Source organism: Streptococcus cristatus, from assembly GCF_003943535.1.
GTDB lineage: Bacteria > Bacillota > Bacilli > Lactobacillales > Streptococcaceae > Streptococcus > Streptococcus cristatus_L.
On the sequence record NZ_RJPU01000002.1, the window covers coordinates 304,590 to 320,911 of the forward strand.

15 protein-coding genes are annotated in these 16,322 nt (G+C 42.5%); all 15 read left to right on the forward strand.

Going from position 1 to position 16,322, the window contains the following annotated elements; all coding sequences use genetic code 11:
* The first annotated feature begins 3 nt into the window (after positions 1-3).
* The 15 genes from D8790_RS04725 to D8790_RS04795 all read left to right on the forward strand — a co-directional run bounded on the left by D8790_RS04725 (position 4) and on the right by D8790_RS04795 (position 16,247).
* Positions 4-741 carry an acyl-[acyl-carrier-protein] thioesterase gene (locus tag D8790_RS04725; RefSeq protein ID WP_125387756.1) on the forward strand — a complete coding sequence of 246 codons (738 nt, stop codon included), beginning with the start codon at positions 4-6 and terminating at the stop codon, positions 739-741.
* Between the two features lie 10 nt (positions 742-751).
* Positions 752-1,522 (forward strand): TIGR01457 family HAD-type hydrolase, encoded by a 771-nt coding sequence (locus D8790_RS04730; protein WP_125387757.1) that lies wholly within the window; start codon positions 752-754, stop codon positions 1,520-1,522.
* Positions 1,515-2,138, forward strand: a complete 624-nt coding sequence (locus D8790_RS04735) for a TIGR01906 family membrane protein (protein WP_125387758.1) — start codon at positions 1,515-1,517, stop codon at positions 2,136-2,138. Before D8790_RS04730 ends, D8790_RS04735 begins: the two co-directional genes overlap by 8 nt.
* 19 nt (positions 2,139-2,157) lie before the next feature.
* Positions 2,158-3,129 (forward strand): CPBP family intramembrane glutamic endopeptidase, encoded by a 972-nt coding sequence (locus tag D8790_RS04740; RefSeq protein WP_125387759.1) that lies wholly within the window; start codon positions 2,158-2,160, stop codon positions 3,127-3,129.
* Positions 3,130-3,276: 147 nt separating this feature from the next.
* Positions 3,277-4,020, forward strand: a complete 744-nt coding sequence (locus tag D8790_RS04745; RefSeq protein ID WP_125387760.1) for a DeoR/GlpR family DNA-binding transcription regulator — start codon at positions 3,277-3,279, stop codon at positions 4,018-4,020.
* A complete protein-coding gene (gene pfkB / locus D8790_RS04750; RefSeq protein WP_125387761.1) occupies positions 4,017-4,928 on the forward strand; it encodes a 1-phosphofructokinase in 912 nt (303 codons plus the stop codon). The genes D8790_RS04745 and pfkB overlap by 4 nt, the downstream gene beginning before the upstream one ends.
* Entirely contained in the window at positions 4,925-6,883 is a 1,959-nt protein-coding gene (locus D8790_RS04755; RefSeq protein ID WP_125387762.1) for a PTS fructose transporter subunit IIABC, read from the forward strand. The genes pfkB and D8790_RS04755 overlap by 4 nt, the downstream gene beginning before the upstream one ends.
* A 328-nt stretch (positions 6,884-7,211) precedes the next feature.
* Entirely contained in the window at positions 7,212-8,603 is a 1,392-nt protein-coding gene (locus tag D8790_RS04760; RefSeq protein WP_125387763.1) for a vWA domain-containing protein, read from the forward strand.
* Between the two features lie 672 nt (positions 8,604-9,275).
* A complete protein-coding gene (locus D8790_RS04765) occupies positions 9,276-9,650 on the forward strand; it encodes a DUF1149 family protein (RefSeq protein WP_005590470.1) in 375 nt (124 codons plus the stop codon).
* 2 nt (positions 9,651-9,652) lie between these two features.
* Complete coding sequence (locus tag D8790_RS04770; RefSeq protein ID WP_125387922.1) at positions 9,653-10,501, forward strand: DegV family protein; 849 nt, start codon at positions 9,653-9,655, stop codon at positions 10,499-10,501.
* Positions 10,502-10,543: 42 nt separating this feature from the next.
* Positions 10,544-11,311, forward strand: coding sequence for a 4-hydroxy-tetrahydrodipicolinate reductase (gene dapB, locus D8790_RS04775; protein ID WP_125387764.1), 768 nt, complete (start codon positions 10,544-10,546; stop codon positions 11,309-11,311).
* A complete protein-coding gene (locus D8790_RS04780; RefSeq protein WP_125387765.1) occupies positions 11,308-12,513 on the forward strand; it encodes a CCA tRNA nucleotidyltransferase in 1,206 nt (401 codons plus the stop codon). The genes dapB and D8790_RS04780 overlap by 4 nt, the downstream gene beginning before the upstream one ends.
* Positions 12,510-14,375: an ABC-F family ATP-binding cassette domain-containing protein gene (locus tag D8790_RS04785; RefSeq protein ID WP_125387766.1), complete on the forward strand. Its 1,866-nt coding sequence runs from the start codon at positions 12,510-12,512 to the stop codon at positions 14,373-14,375. The genes D8790_RS04780 and D8790_RS04785 overlap by 4 nt, the downstream gene beginning before the upstream one ends.
* A gap of 50 nt (positions 14,376-14,425) precedes the next feature.
* Positions 14,426-15,283, forward strand: coding sequence for a GNAT family N-acetyltransferase (locus tag D8790_RS04790; protein ID WP_125387923.1), 858 nt, complete (start codon positions 14,426-14,428; stop codon positions 15,281-15,283).
* 49 nt (positions 15,284-15,332) lie between these two features.
* Complete coding sequence (locus D8790_RS04795; RefSeq protein ID WP_125387767.1) at positions 15,333-16,247, forward strand: TDT family transporter; 915 nt, start codon at positions 15,333-15,335, stop codon at positions 16,245-16,247.
* The last annotated feature ends 75 nt before the right edge of the window (positions 16,248-16,322 follow it).

The window sequence follows — 16,322 nt, forward strand, 5'->3', positions numbered from 1 at the left end:
ATCATGGGCTTAACTTATCAAATGAAAATGAAAATTCCTTTTGATATGGCGGATATGAATGGCCATATCAAGCTGCCTGATGTCATCCTGCTGTCCTTGCAGGTATCCGGGATGCAGTCGATTGAGCTCGGTGTCAGCGACAAGGACATGCTGGAGCAGTATAATCTAGTCTGGATTATTACGGACTACGATATTGATGTGGTTCGTTTGCCTAGATTTGCAGAGGAAATCACCATTGAGACAGAAGCATTGACTTACAATCGGCTTTTTTGCTACCGTCGCTTCACGATTTTTGATGAAGCGGGTGAGGCTATTATCCAGATGATGGCAACCTTTGTCCTCATGGACCGAGATAGCCGTAAGGTTCATGGGGTGGAGCCTGAGATTGTTGCACCTTACCAGTCGGAATTTTCTAAGAAACTGTTGCGTGGGCCCAAGTATCCAGACTTGGAAAATCCTGTCAGCAAGGACTACCATGTGCGCTTTTACGACTTGGATATGAACGGTCATGTCAACAATAGCAAGTATCTGGACTGGATTTTTGAGGTCATGGGCGCAGATTTCCTTACCCAGCATATTCCTCGGAAAATCAACCTGAAGTATGTCAAGGAAGTTCGACCAGGCGGGATGATTGCCTCTAGCTACGACCTAGAAGGCCTGCAGAGCACTCACCAGATTTCTAGTGATGGTGAAGTCAATGCGCAAGCTATAATCACTTGGCAAGAGATTGAAAAAGATTAGAAAGTAATGTATGACATATAAAGGATATTTGATTGATTTAGACGGGACGATTTACAAGGGAAAGAGCCGAATTCCTGCTGGCGAAGATTTTGTGCATGAGTTGCAGAAGCGGAAGATTCCCTATCTTTTCGTGACCAATAATACCACGCGTACGCCAGAAGCTGTTCAGACTATGCTGGCTGAGAATTTCAACATTGAGACGCCACTTGAAACCATTTACACAGCGACTCTGGCTACTATTGACTACATGCAGGAGAAAAATCTGGGCAAGAAAGTCTACGTTATCGGTGATGTCGGACTGAAACAGGCCATTGAAGAAGCTGGATATATAGAGGACGCAGAAAATCCAGACTATGTAGTAGTGGGGCTGGACTGGGAAGTGGACTATGAGAAGCTGACAGTAGCGACTTTGGCTATTCAAAAGGGTGCCCACTTTATCGGGACCAATCCAGATCTCAATATTCCGACCGAGCGAGGTCTGCAGCCGGGAGCGGGTGCTATCAATGCTCTCTTGGAAGCCGCTACTCGTGTTGAGCCGACCTTTATCGGCAAGCCCAATGCCATCATTATGGAAAAAGCCATAGAGCATCTAGGGCTGGCGCGTGAGGATGTGGTTATGGTCGGCGATAACTACCTGACAGATATTCGAGCGGGAATTGATAATGGCATTCCGACTCTCTTGGTTACGACAGGCTTTACCCTGCCAGAAGAAGTGCCAAATCTGCCAATCCAACCGACGCATGTCTTGTCTAGCCTAGCGGAGTGGGACTTTGATGCGTGATAGGTTAAGATTTTTAGCCAGCATCCTATGCTTGCTGGCAGCAGCTATCTTGCTGACCATTTATCTGGCTTGGTTATTTTACCCGCTGGAAATTTCCTATTTCGCTTTGCCCGATAAGGTTCATTTGAAAGCAGAGACCATCCAGTATAATTTCAACATTTTGCTGAATTACTTGACTAATCCTTTTAGTCAGAAGCTGGTAATGCCTGATTTTCGTTCGTCAGCAGCAGGTCTGCATCATTTTCAAGCGGTCAAGTATCTTTTTCACTTGGCGCAAGCTATTTTTCTAGTTACTCTGCCTGCTTTGATTTTCTTTATCAAAAAAGTGGTCAAAAAAGGATTTTTAGCTCTTCACCAAAGAAGCTTATTTATCTTGAGCGTATTGCCCTTTGTCATGATTTGTTTGGCTGGCTTGATTGGTTTTAACAATTTTTTTACGCTCTTTCATCAAGTACTTTTTGTGGGAGATAATACATGGTTATTTGATCCAGCCAAGGATCCAGTCATCTGGATTTTACCAGAAGAATTTTTCATGCACGCCTTTATTCTTTTTGCTCTTCTTTATGAGGGAATCTTTTTAAGTTTGTATGTTTTCAGTAGAAAGACTCGTAGCTAATAATAACAAAGGAGAATTTATGAATACGTTACCTAAGCCTTTAAATCCCAAGAAAGATCTGGGGAGATTTTCAGCAAGCTGCTTCACTTATTCTATCGTGATGCTAGTGGTTGTCATACTTTATACTGTCTTTTCCTATTTCTTTGTTCTTTTTCAGCAGGGCTTTGATATAGGTAAGACTGAGGAATTTGTAAAAAGTTTTATGGATAAAGATGGCGGTTCCTACATTATTGCTTCTTGTGTGGGAGTGCTTATTTTCACGATTTTCAGGGGCAAGCAGCTTTTTACTCGAGATTTGCGCAAGAAAAATAAGAAAATGACAGCCAAAGTCTTCTTCTTCATGATTTGTTTTTTGTTTTTCTCTCAGCTGTTTAGCACTGTGACAAGTCAAATCATGAATGCTATTTTGTCTCTCTTTGGTTTGGATCTTTCTGAGATTTTATCCCAAGATTTTAGCTCTCATTCAATCACCATGTTTATCTATACAACAATCATGGCACCGATTACGGAGGAGATTATTTTTCGAGGAGCAGGATTGCGGGCTTTGGAAAAGCACGGAAAAGTATTTGCCATTGTCATGACGGCTCTCCTTTTTGGACTGTTTCATGAAAATCTCTATCAGCTTTATTTTGCTGCTATGATTGGTCTGGGATTTGGTTACATCGCTTTTGAATATTCCATTTTCTGGGTGATCTTCTTCCATATTTTCAATAATTTGGTCATCGCAGAAGGACTTGATTTTCTGACCAACTATATCCCAGAAAGTATCGTGAATCTCATAAATTATGGATTAATGACTGTAGGAACAACGGTAGTATTGATTGTACTCATCCTAAATAGGTCGAAAATTAAAGCTTATATTACTGAAAATAAATCTCAGCCCGGCACATATAGGCAAGCCTTTAAATCAGTCTGGTTCTGGGTATTTTCAATCTTATGTGTGCTTGCTGCCTTTTTACCGATCCTTCTTGTCTATATCACTACAAGATAATAAAGAAATTCAAAGAAGTCTAACAGGCTTCTTTTTTTCTATATTCAAACAAATGATTTATTTTTGATAGAAAATGACAGAAAATGCTTGACTTTGAAATTTAATCTTGTATAATAGAACTGTAATCGATTGCAGAGGAGGTATTCTATGCTGAAGTCGAAAAGAAAACAGCTGATTCTCGAAAAAGTTACCAAAGATAAATTTGTATCTTTAGAGTATCTAGTACAAGCTTTAAACACTTCAGAATCAACTGTTAGAAGAGATTTGGATGAGCTTGAAATCGAGCGGAAGTTGAGGCGTGTGCATGGTGGTGCCGAGAGTCTTCACTTTTTGCAGGAGGAAGAAAGCAATCAAGAAAAATCTATCAAAAACATTCAAGAAAAAACCAGGATCGCTCAAAAAGCAGCCAGCTTGATTCAAGAATACGATGTTATTTTTATTGATGCAGGGACGACCAATGAACTCTTAGTCAATGAATTGCACGATCCGAGCGTGACGGTGGTGACCAACTCTATCCATCATGCGACTAAGTTGGTGGAGCGCAACATTCCCACTGTGATCATTGGTGGTATCGTGAAACGTTCGACAGATGCCAGTATCGGTGGTGTCGCTCTAAATCAAATCGGTCAGCTGAATTTTGACAAGGCTTTTATCGGAATGAATGGAATCGACGATGGATTTTTCACGACTCCGGATATGGAAGAAGGAGCGGTGAAACGCGCTATTCTAGAAAATGCCAAGAGAACCTATGTTTTGGCTGATGCTTCAAAGTTAGGTCAGACATCTTTTGCAAAAGTGGCCCCGATATCGCGCGCAAGGCTTATTACAAACCAAACTGAATCTGAAGTGATTCAAAAGATTAAAGAAAAAACGGAGGTAATAGAAGCATGATTTATACAGTCACACTCAATCCGTCCATTGACTATATCGTGCGCTTGGACCATGTTCAAGTTGGTAGTGTCAATCGTATGGACAGTGATGATAAGTTTGCTGGTGGGAAAGGAATTAATGTCAGTCGTGTCTTGAAACGCTTGGATATTCCTAATACTGCGACTGGATTTATTGGAGGATTTACTGGTAAATTTATCACAGATACTTTGGCAGAAGAGGAAATCGAAACGCGTTTTGTTCAAGTAGCAGAAGATACTCGTATCAATGTCAAGATTAAAGCAGACCAAGAAACAGAAATCAACGGGACTGGTCCTAATGTTGAACCGGCTCAGCTAGAAAAATTGAAAGCTATTTTGTCTAGTCTGACAGCGGATGATACGGTTGTGTTTGCGGGTTCGAGTGCTAAGAATCTAGGCAATGTTATCTATAAGGATTTGATTGCATTGACACGCCAGACTGGTGCGCAAGTCGTTTGTGATTTTGAAGGACAGACCTTGATTGATAGTTTGGCCTACCAGCCCCTTTTGGTTAAACCAAATAATCACGAGCTTGGAGCTATCTTTGGAGTGAAACTCGAAAGTTTAGATGAAATCGAGAACTATGCTCGAGAATTGTTGGCTAAAGGTGCTCAAAACGTTATCATCTCTATGGCTGGAGACGGTGCACTTCTTGTCACATCTGAGGGAGCTTACTTCGCTAAACCAATCAAGGGAACAGTGAAAAATTCAGTGGGAGCTGGTGACTCTATGGTTGCTGGATTTACAGGTGAATTTGTCAAATCCAAGGACGCAGTAGAAGCCTTCAAATGGGGAGTGGCTTGTGGAACGGCAACTACCTTCTCGGATGATTTGGCAACAGCGGAATTTATTAAAGAAACATATGAAAAAGTTGAGGTAGAAAAACGATGAAAATTCAAGACCTATTGAGAAAAGATGTCATGTTGCTGGATTTGCAGGCAACTGAAAAAACAGCAGCTATCGAAGAGATGATTCATAGCTTGGTAGATCATGGTTATGTGACGGATTTTGAAACCTTTAAAGAAGGAATCTTAGCGCGTGAAGCTCTAACTTCCACTGGTTTGGGTGACGGAATCGCTATGCCACACAGCAAAAACTCTGCTGTCAAAGAAGCAACAGTTCTCTTTGCAAAGTCAAACAAGGGTGTTGACTATGAGAGCTTGGATGGGCAACCAACAGACCTCTTCTTCATGATTGCAGCTCCGGAAGGTGCCAATGATACTCACTTAGCAGCCTTGGCAGAATTGTCTCAATACTTGATGAAGGACGGTTTTGCTGACAAACTTCGCCAAGTAACATCAGCTGACCAAGTTATCGAACTATTTAACCAAGCTTCAGAAAAAGCTGAGGAACCTGTTCAAGTACCTGCTAATGAATCTGGCGACTTTATCGTAGCTGTTACAGCTTGTACGACAGGTATTGCCCACACTTACATGGCCCAAGAGGCCCTTCAAAAAGTAGCTGCTGAAATGGGTGTTGGCATCAAGGTTGAAACCAACGGTGCCAGCGGTGTCGGAAACCAACTGACTGCAGAGGATATCCGCAAGGCTAAAGCTGTTATCATCGCAGCAGACAAGGCAGTTGAAATGGATCGTTTTGATGGCAAACCTTTGGTTAACCGTCCAGTTGCAGACGGTATCCGTAAGACTGAAGAATTGATCAACTTGGCTCTTTCTGGCAATGCCGAAGTCTACAAGGCTGCTAACGGTGGCGCTGCAGTAGCTAGCAGCAATGAAAAACTTAGCTTGGGTGGAGCTTTTTACAAGCACTTGATGAGCGGTGTTTCTCAAATGTTGCCATTCGTTATTGGCGGCGGAATCATGATTGCCATTGCCTTCTTGTTGGATCAGATCTTAGGTGTGCCAAAGGATCAGCTTTCTAATCTGGGAAGCTATCATGAAATTGCAGCTCAATTTAAGGCAATTGGTGGTGCAGCCTTTGGCTTCATGTTGCCAGTATTGGCTGGTTATATCGCTTATTCAATCGCTGAAAAGCCTGGTTTGGTTTCTGGTTTCGTAGCCGGTGCAATTGCTAGCAGTGGCGCATCATTTGGTGGTGTTGCCTATGCTGCAGGTGGTGAGAAGACACTCTCTCTAACGGGTGTATCATCTGGTTTCCTTGGAGCTCTGGTCGGTGGATTCTTAGCTGGTGGTGTGATTTTAGTCCTTCGCAAATTACTTACAGGTCTGCCTCGCTCACTTGAAGGTATTCGCTCCATCTTGCTCTTGCCACTTCTTGGTGTTCTTGTGACTGGATTCCTTATGCTGGCAGTCAATATCCCTATGTCGGCAATCAATACAGCCCTCAACGATTTCTTGGCAAGTCTGAGCGGAAGCTCTGCTGTCCTTCTCGGTCTCTTGGTCGGTGGTATGATGGCGGTCGATATGGGTGGACCAGTGAACAAAGCAGCCTATGTATTTGGTACAAGTACGCTGGCAAGCACTGTCTCAACTGGTGGTTCTCCAGTCATGGCAGCGGTTATGGCAGCTGGTATGGTTCCGCCGCTTGCAGTATTCGTGGCAACTCTGCTTTTCAAAGATAAATTTACTACCGAAGAACGTGATTCAGGTTTGACAAATATCGTTATGGGTCTTTCCTTCATCACAGAAGGTGCGATTCCATTTGGAGCTGCTGACCCAGCCCGTGCAATTCCAAGCTTTATCGTCGGTTCAGCTCTTACAGGTGCACTTGTCGGTCTGTCTGGCATCAAACTTATGGCACCACACGGAGGAATCTTCGTCATCGGTTTGACTAACAACCCAATCCTTTACCTTGTGTATGTCTTGATTGGTGCAGTTGTCAGCGGTATTCTTTTCGGATATTTGCGTAAACCATTGGAAAAATAAAACATATGCGAAAGAATCTTGATGGCTTGTCAAGGTTCTTTTTGCGTCTTCTAGAATCTTGATAGGCAGAGGTCTCATTATTAGGTGAAATAAAAGGAAATGAAATCTTGATAAAAACTTTACTTACAGAAATAAAATAAGAAGCGTTCTTTGGATTAATATCTATACCATGTTTTGAAAATAATTTCAAGAATTGAATTTGTTACCAAAGAGAATCTAGAATCTGATTTTAGTAAATATAGCAAGTTGTTCCGAACATTAGATCATATTTGACAAATCCCCTTGATATTGATATGATATAATCAAAATTTATTAAAGGAGAATATTTATGAAAAATAAGAAGCGTTCTTTATTTTGGAAATGCAAATCTGTTTTATTTTCAGTTGCCCTAGCATCTGTTTTTACAGCAGTTACACAAGCTGATGCTGATGAGGTAAATAAGCCAAGTCAAGCTGCTAATGAGCTAGCTCAAGTAAGCTCAAATGAACTTGCTGCTAAAACAACTCAGGCTAATCAACAACTTTCTGAGACAGCCAAAGAGATTCAAGAAAAGGTTAGTACTCCAGTAGTGCCAATCGATAAGGCTAAAACTGGTGATGTAGTGAAAGTATCTACTACTTCTACTGATGTCAAAGTGGATACGAAAGAAAATGAAGCTGGTACAGAAGCTGTTGCTAAAGCAGAGGCTTCTGTGAGTGTTGAGACAACTAGTGTAGCTGCTAAAGGAACTGCTGTTGGAGAAAAAGCGCCAGTTGCTACATCAAAGACAGTTACCGATCATGTTGATACGGATGAGTATGTAGCTGATGTTACTCAGACCATCAAGAAGACAACATTTGAAAAAGTGATGAAAGAAGCAGATGTGACAATTACGAAGCAATCGTCTGGTTCTGCTGACATCGTTTTTACTATTGATAAGTCAGGTTCAATGGGTTCATCTATTCAGAATGTTATGCAAAATATTGAGGTTTTTGTCCGTGATTTGGCTAGTAAAAAGGTTGATGCTCGTCTTGGCTTAATCGCGTATGAGTCTGCTAAGGATGTTCAATATTTCGATTTTAATGGGTCTAAATTCACTAAGAATGTAGAAGAGTATATTAAGGCTCTTAGATCTATTCAAACAGGCGGTGGAACAGAAGAGCCTACAGCCCCTCTTCATCATATTGCAACTTCAAAAGATTACGATTGGTCTACAGCTTCTAATAATCGTCGTTTTGCTTTCTTGATTACTGATGAAAGTATTGATTTCAGTACTCCAGGTATTCCAACAGTAGAAGAAACTCTGAAAGCTCTTAAAGCGGCTGATATTTCCCTATCGGTTGTGGGTGTAACATACGAAAAAACGACTTTTAAACCTCTAGTTGAAGGAACAAAAGGTCTTTACCTTGATATCCGTCAAGAATTTTCTAGTCTTTTAAATCGTGATTTTACAAATCATGTTGTTAAGACTGTCCAAGAAGGACGTGTTTACCGCATTGTGACAGAGAAATATGACTTCTTGGCAGAAGCACATGTCGTACTTAAGCAAAAAGCTCCAGCTCCTACAGTAGCGAAACCTATTGGAAGTACGAAGCCAGTTTATCATACTACATCAATTTCTAATAAGGTGGCTGAATTACCAAAAACTGGGGAGCAAGTTTCTTCAGGTTTGGCTGTAGTTGGAGTAGCATTAGTTGCAGTAGCTTCAGGATTGACTATTAGTGCTAAGAAAAAAGACTAATAGAGTCATGGATAAAGTAAGTTTTACTTGCTTTTCGAAAGTGATATAAGTCATGTGAGAAAAAGTCTTGGTTTTGTACAATACAGAACTAAGGCTTTTTGGTTCTTTGTTAACTTGTAGCTGGGTGATGTTAGTTAACATTGATTTCTTTAGTGATCAATACATAGGAAAGGATGGGCGATAAAAACGTTTATTCCTTAGTTTTTGACTATCTTGTTGGATGAGTTTCCAGCATCGTTTTATTGTCTTGTAATCGCGAGATTTTTGATCAAATTGTTTCATGATTTGGATGTGAAGGCAGTCCATAGTCTGATTTAGGTGTTGTACATGTGAAAGCGATCGAGGACAATTTAAGCAGAAAGAAATCCTTAGCTATGTTGTAGTACACCCATGGCAATAACTATAAGTCCGTTTCGAACCAGTCTGGAATAGCGCCGAAATCAATTACAAGTAGTTACTTGAGCACATCCATCTAAGGTAGTTATAATCTTTCTTGAATTGAAATCTTGCACAATAAAACTTATTTAAAAATGCTAAATTAAAGATTTGCTTACACTTGTGCAATGTTAGGAGAAGTTTTTTATCTATTTGTTGGGTAGGCTCCTTTTTTACATAGAAACTTTCCTTAAATTATGTTATAATGGACTATCGTATATTTTTAGGAGAATAGTAATGGAATTACAACGTGAACAAGAATTTGTCAGCCAGTATCATTTTGATGCACGCAATTTTGAATGGGAAAAAGAAAATGGAACACCTGAAACAAAAGTTGACGTGAATTTTCAGCTGATTGAAAGAAATGAAGAAAAGAATTCAACATCCATGATTGTGATTTTGACTTTCATGATTGTGTTTGATCGTTTTGTAATTAGTGGAACGATTACACAGACAAATCATATTCAAGGACGTTTGGTGCAGGAACCTAGTGAGTTTGAGCATGAAGAAGTGGAAGAATTGGCGCGTCCTTGTTTGACCATGCTCAATCGTTTGACTTATGAAGTGACTGAAATTGCGCTAGATTTGCCAGGTATTAATTTGGAGTTCTAATGATGAAATTAGCGGTTATAACGGATTCGTCCGCTTTTTTACCGGATAGCCTTCGTGGAAATGACCATCTTTTTGTGCTCGATATTCCAGTAGTGATTGCTGGAGAGACTTATGTGGAAGGAAAAAATCTGACGGCCAGTGAGTTTTATGGAAAAATGGCTGCTGCAGATGATTTGCCAAAGACAAGTCAGCCTAGTGTGGCAGAGTTAGAGGAGACGTTGACGCTCCTTGCTGGCGGGGATTACACGCATGTACTGGGGCTCTTTTTATCCAGTGGGATTTCAGGATTTTATCAAAATATCCAGTATCTCAAGGACGAGTTTCCTGATTTGAAAATCGCCTTTCCTGATTCAAAAATCACCAGTGCTCCGCTGGGTCTCATGGTCGAAAATGCTTTGACTTGGGCTGCTGAGGGGCAGGATTTTGAAGAGATTTCGATTAAGATTCAACGACAAATCGATGGAACCAGTGCCTTTATCATGGTTGACGATCTCAATCATCTGGTTAAGGGCGGTCGCTTGTCCAATGGCGCGGCTATTTTGGGAAATCTCCTAAGTATCAAGCCGATCCTGTATTTTAACGATGCAGGTGTCATTGAAGTCTTTGAAAAGATTCGGACAGAAAAGAAAGCGATTAAGAGATTGATTGAAGTAGTGGAGGAAAAAACAGCCTCTGCTTCTTATCAGATCATAGTGATTCATGGGAATGCTGAAGAGAAGGCGGAAAGCTTACGCCAGCAGCTGATAGAGGCTGGCATAGCGGACGATATTCCTCTTGCTACCTTCGGTAGTGTGATTGGAACTCACTTGGGCGAGGGTAGTGTCGCTTTGGCCTACATTCCGCTGGTCTAGAGTTTTCTAGAGTGCTTAGTCAAGAATAAAGAGAGGTTCTAGATGAGTATAAAAGTTATTATTGCTGGTTTCAAGGGAAAGATGGGACAAGCAGCCTATAAAATGGTAATAGAAGATCCTGAGTTGGCATTGGCCGGTCTACTAGATCCCTTTACAGATGAAAAGGAAGTAGCAGGAGTTCCTGTTTTCAATGCTAAGGAAGAACTTGCTGGTCTTCAGGCAGATGTCTGGATTGACTTTACGACTCCCAAAGTGGCTTATGCAAATACTCGCTTCGCTCTTGAGAATGGCTTTGCTCCGGTGGTCGGAACGACTGGTTTTACGCCTGAGCAGATTGAAGACTTGACCCAACTATCGCGTCAAAAGCGTCTGGGCGGTTTGATTGCGCCGAATTTTGCTCTGGGGGCTGTTTTGCTTATGCAGTTTGCAGCCCAAGCAGCCAAGTATTTCCCAGATGTGGAGATTATCGAACTGCATCATGACAACAAAAAAGATGCACCGAGCGGCACGGCTATCAAAACAGCTGAATTAATCAGCAAAGTCCGGACGAGTAAGCAGCAGGGAGCGGCTGATGAAGAAGAATCGTTAGCTGGTGCCCGTGGGGCAGCCTTTGACGGTATGCGGATTCACTCAGTGCGTTTGCCGGGATTGGTGGCCCATCAGGAAGTTATCTTTGGTAGTCAAGGAGAAGGGCTGACTTTGCGGCATGACTCCTATGACCGGGTTTCCTTTATGACTGGGGTAAATCTAGGTATCAAAGAGGTAGTGAAGCGCTCTGAATTGGTCTATGGATTGGAACATTTACTATGAGATTAGAGAAGATGCCTTCTGAGTTTCAGGAGGCTTTGCCAGTATTAGAGAAGATTAAAGAGGCTGGTTTTGAGGCTTATTTTGTCGGCGGTTCTGTACGAGATGCTCTGTTGAATCGGCCGATTCACGATGTGGACATTGCCAGCTCAGCCTATCCCGAGGAAATCAAAACAATCTTTCCTCGGACAGTTGATGTCGGCATTGAGCATGGAACGGTTCTGGTCTTGGAAGGCCAGGGGGAATACGAGATAACGACCTTTCGGACTGAGGATGTCTATGTGGACTACCGCAGGCCTAGTCAGGTCTCTTTTGTGCGCTCTTTGGAAGAAGACCTGAAGCGTAGGGATTTTACAATTAATGCACTTGCTTTAAACCAAGAGGGGGAGATTGTGGACCTCTTTAACGGTTTGGCAGATATGAAAAATCGCACTCTGCGGGCAGTTGGAGTGGCTTCAGAGCGTTTCAATGAAGATGCTCTCCGCATCATGCGGGGCTTCCGTTTTCAGGCTGGTTTAGACTTTGATTTGGAAGAGTTGACCTTTCAGGCTATGGCAGCTTGCGCGCCGCTTTTGGAGAAGATATCGGTAGAGCGGATTTTTATCGAGTTTGACAAGCTCTTGATGGCACCTTTCTGGCGGAAAGGCTTGGAGAGCCTGATCAAAGCTGCTGCCTACGACTTTCTTCCTGATATGAAACATTCAGCAGAAGCTTTGCAGGAATTATTAGACCGTCTAGCAGGAGATTTTCAATTTTCTAGTTCCGAGCAGGCTTGGGCTGCGCTTTTGCTGGCTTTGAAGGTAAAAGATGTTCGTAAGTTCTTGAAACATTGGAAAACGTCCAATGACTTTCAAAAGCGAGTGAATCAGCTGGTAGCTGTTTATAAGATTCGACAGGAACGGAGTCTTTCCAAGCGTGATTGCTATCAGTATGATTTGGATTTGATTTTGCAGGCAGAAAGTTTGAGACAGGCAGCAGGCTTGCCAGTTGAGTTTGAGGCTATTGAGGCGACACATGCTTCTCTGACCATTCATGACAAACATGAGATTGTGGTGACGGGCAGTCATTTGATCCGAGATTATGGCTTTAAACCAGGGCCAGAATTGGGACAAATCCTGACTAAAATTGAATTGGCCATTGTCGACGGAGAATTGGCAAATAGCAAGGAAGAGATTATGAACTTTATGAAGGAGCAAGTTGGATGAGTGAATTTATCGTTGAAAAGCTGACCAAGTCTGTCGGGGATAAGACAGTCTTTCAAGAGATTTCTTTTATCATTCATGACTTGGATCGGATTGGACTGATTGGAGTCAATGGGACAGGAAAAACCACTCTTCTGGATGTCTTGTCTGGCAAATCAGGCTTTGATGGTGATGTATATCCTTTTTCAGCAAAATCTGACTATAAAATCTCTTATTTGACTCAGGAACCAGACTTCGATGAAGAGAAGACAGTCTTGGATACTGTTTTGTCCAGCGATTTGCGAGAAATGCAGCTCATTCGAGAATACGAACTGCTCATGGCAGCTTATGATGAAGCCAAGCAAGCTCGTCTGGACAAGGTCATGGCAGAAATGGACTCGCTGAATGCTTGGGAGATTGAAAGTCAGGTAAAAACCGTCCTATCCAAGCTCGGGATCTCAGATTTGGCAGCAAAAATCAGCCAGCTTTCTGGTGGTTTACGTCGGCGGGTGCAGTTGGCGCAGGTGCTACTTTCAGAAGCAGACTTGCTGCTGTTAGATGAGCCGACTAACCATCTGGATATTGATACGATTGAGTGGCTGACAAATTTCCTGAAAAATTCAAAGAAGACCGTCCTCTTTATCACTCACGACCGCTATTTTTTGGACAACATTTCCACGCGGATTTTTGAATTAGACGGTGGGAACTTGGTTGAGTATCAGGGAAATTATCAGGACTATGTTCGGCTCAAGGCTGAGCAGGATGAGCGCGATGCTGCCTTGCTACACAAGAAACAACAGCTTTACAAGCAGGAACTGTCTTGGATGCGCCGTCAGCCTCAGGCGCGGGCGACCAAGCAGCAGGCACGTATCAATCGTTTCCATGACCTCAAAAGTGATTTGGCGGGTCAGACCAATCAGACGGACCTAGAGATGAACTTTGAAACCAGTCGGATTGGGAAGAAGGTTATCGAGTTTCAGGATGTGGATTTTGCATACGGAGACAAGCAGATTTTGTCGCATTTCAATCTCTTGCTGCAAAACAAAGATCGACTGGGCATTGTTGGAGATAATGGAGTGGGCAAGTCTACTCTCCTCAATCTAATTGCTGGTCAATTGCAGCCCCAGTCTGGTCAGGTTATCATCGGTGAAACAGTCCGAGTGGCTTATTTTTCTCAGCGTATTGACGGGCTAGATGAGTCCAAGCGGGTCATCAATTACTTGCAGGAAGTGGCAGAAGAAGTTAAGACAGGGAGCGGCACAACCTCTATTGCTGAGCTCTTGGAGCAGTTTCTCTTTCCTCGCTCAAGCCACGGCACTTTGATTGAGAAATTGTCTGGCGGAGAGAAGAAGCGGCTTTATCTGCTCAAGCTTTTACTAGAAAAGCCCAATGTCCTGCTTCTGGACGAGCCGACCAATGATTTGGATATTGCAACCTTGACAGTTCTAGAAAATTTCCTGCAGGGCTTTGCAGGGCCGGTGATCACAGTTAGCCATGATCGGTATTTCCTCGATAAGGTAGCCAGCAAGATTTTAGCTTTTGAGGATGGCGAGGTCAGAGAGTTCTTTGGCAACTACACGGACTATCTGGATGAGAAGGCTTTTAGACAATCCAGCGTAGCTATTTCCCAAAAGAAAGAAAAGGAAAAGCCCGTCAAGGCGCGGGAGCAGAAGAAGCGGATGAGCTACTTTGAAAAGCAAGAGTGGGAGACCATCGAGGCGGATATCGAGAAGCTGGAAGCACGCATCGCCACCATTGAGACGGAAATGGAGCAGAACGGTTCGGACTTTACCAAGCTATCGGAACTTCAGAAGGAGCTGGATGACAAGAATGAGCAGCTTCTTGAAAAGTATGAGCGCTATGAGTATCTGAGTGAGTTAGAGTAGGACAGTTACAAATTATATGTATTATTGTTAAAAGTTTGTGAGGGAGAATGATGGAAATACAGATTTATAGCAAGCCTAGTCAGGAAATCAAAGATCAGCTCTTTGAGCTGGTTCAAAACTGCCACGTTATAGATGGGACTTATCGTCTTCCTTATCTGGACAACGCCTATAATTTTGATGGGGATATGCCAGCCTTTTTTCTGGCCAACCTAGATCATCAAACGGTTGGTTTTTTATCGGTTTATGCGGATGAGCCGGGGCAAGCAGAGGTATCTGTCTATGTATTGCCCGACTATCGCGGACAGGGCATAGCGAGCGCTCTTTTGCAGGAATTTTCCAAAATTGCAGAGAAATACGATTTATCCCAAATCGAATACATCAGTGAAGTCAAGTTTTTAGCAGACCATCCGACCTTTGCTGAGAAGTTTGACTATGATTTGAAAGAAACGGAAATCTGGCTGGAGCAGGCAGCGGGGACTTTCCCTGAAGAAGAAAAAGAAGGCGTGGAAGTTTTACTGGGTAGAAAGGAAATGGTTGCGGAGATTGCAGCGTTTCAGTCGCAGATTTTTGAAATGCCGATGGATACTGCGCTTCACTATGCCAGTCAAGCACTGGAGAGCCCAGATAGCCTGCTCTATGTACTGAAAAAAGATGGTCAGATCGTAGCGTCTTGCTCAGTTGATACAAGTTTTGGAAGTAATTATCTGTTTGCCTTAGCTGTGGATCAGGCCTTTCAGGGACAGGGCTTAGGGAGCTACCTAGTCAGATCTATCCTGAATGACCTTTATGGCCGAAATGGACAAGTCTGTCAAATCGTAGTAGAAGCCCAGAATACAGGTGCCCTAAGGCTGTATGAAAGATTAGGCTTTAAACGAAAATCGGAAACAGTTTATTTAAAGAGAAAATAAAAAGATTAGCCTTCAGAGTAAAGGGATATGGAGGTCAGGAGATCTGTTTATGATAAAGAGAAAAGATCCATTCTTAGTTCAGGCGGGCTTGGTACTAGGCTTACTAGCCTTGGGAAATTTAGTCGGTGATGTTAGTCAGCTCTTACGTTATCTTTTAGCAAGTCTGGCACTCTTGTTTTTCCTTCATCTAGTGATGGGAATGCTGACGCATACTAAGCAGGTCAAAGAGCAGCTGGGGCAAGCATTAGTAGCCTCGGTCTTTCCGACCTTTTTCATGCAGGGAATGGTGGCTTCGACCTATCTAGCGAGCTGGACTTTTTTGGGAAATTTGACCCGCATTAGTGCACAAGTTCTGTGGTGGCTAAGCTTTAGCGGGCTGGTTTTCTTGATGGTATACTATATTCTAGCTTTTGTATTTCCTTTCAAGTGGGAGAATGTGTTTCCCGCTTGGACGGTCTTATTTGTCGGAATTGGTGTCGTTCCTCTGACCATTGCGGTTCCCCAGCAGTTAGCTTTGGGCCAGCTAGTCTTTTGGTACGGCCTTTTAGCGACACTCTTGGTCTTGCCAATCGTCCTTTATAAGACCTATAAAATCGGCTTAGTAGAGAATGTTCGCCCGAATACAACAACGATTTGTGCGCCGATTTCCTTGATGACAGCAGCTTATGTGGCTACTTTTTCTCAGCCAAATCCTGTCTTATTAAGTTTGCTCTTGATTTCAGGACAATGCTTTTATGCCTTTATTTTGTGGCAACTTCCTCGTTTAATCAATCGCCCTTTTTCAGCAGGATTTTCGGCTTTTACCTTCCCTTTGGTTATTTCGGCTGTAGCCTTGAAGCAATCTTTAAACGTATTGGATTTCGGTCTAGTCGGGCAAATTTTGCTTGCTTTTGAGGTCTTAATAGCTTTGTTTGTCGTACTTTATGTCACCTTCTTATATGCAAAGGACATTTTAGGCAAATGATGCAGATTTTAGATATGTATTTCTAAGAGGAAAGTAGCTGCCTGCCTTTGAGGAAGGTTGATTTTGTGGTATAAT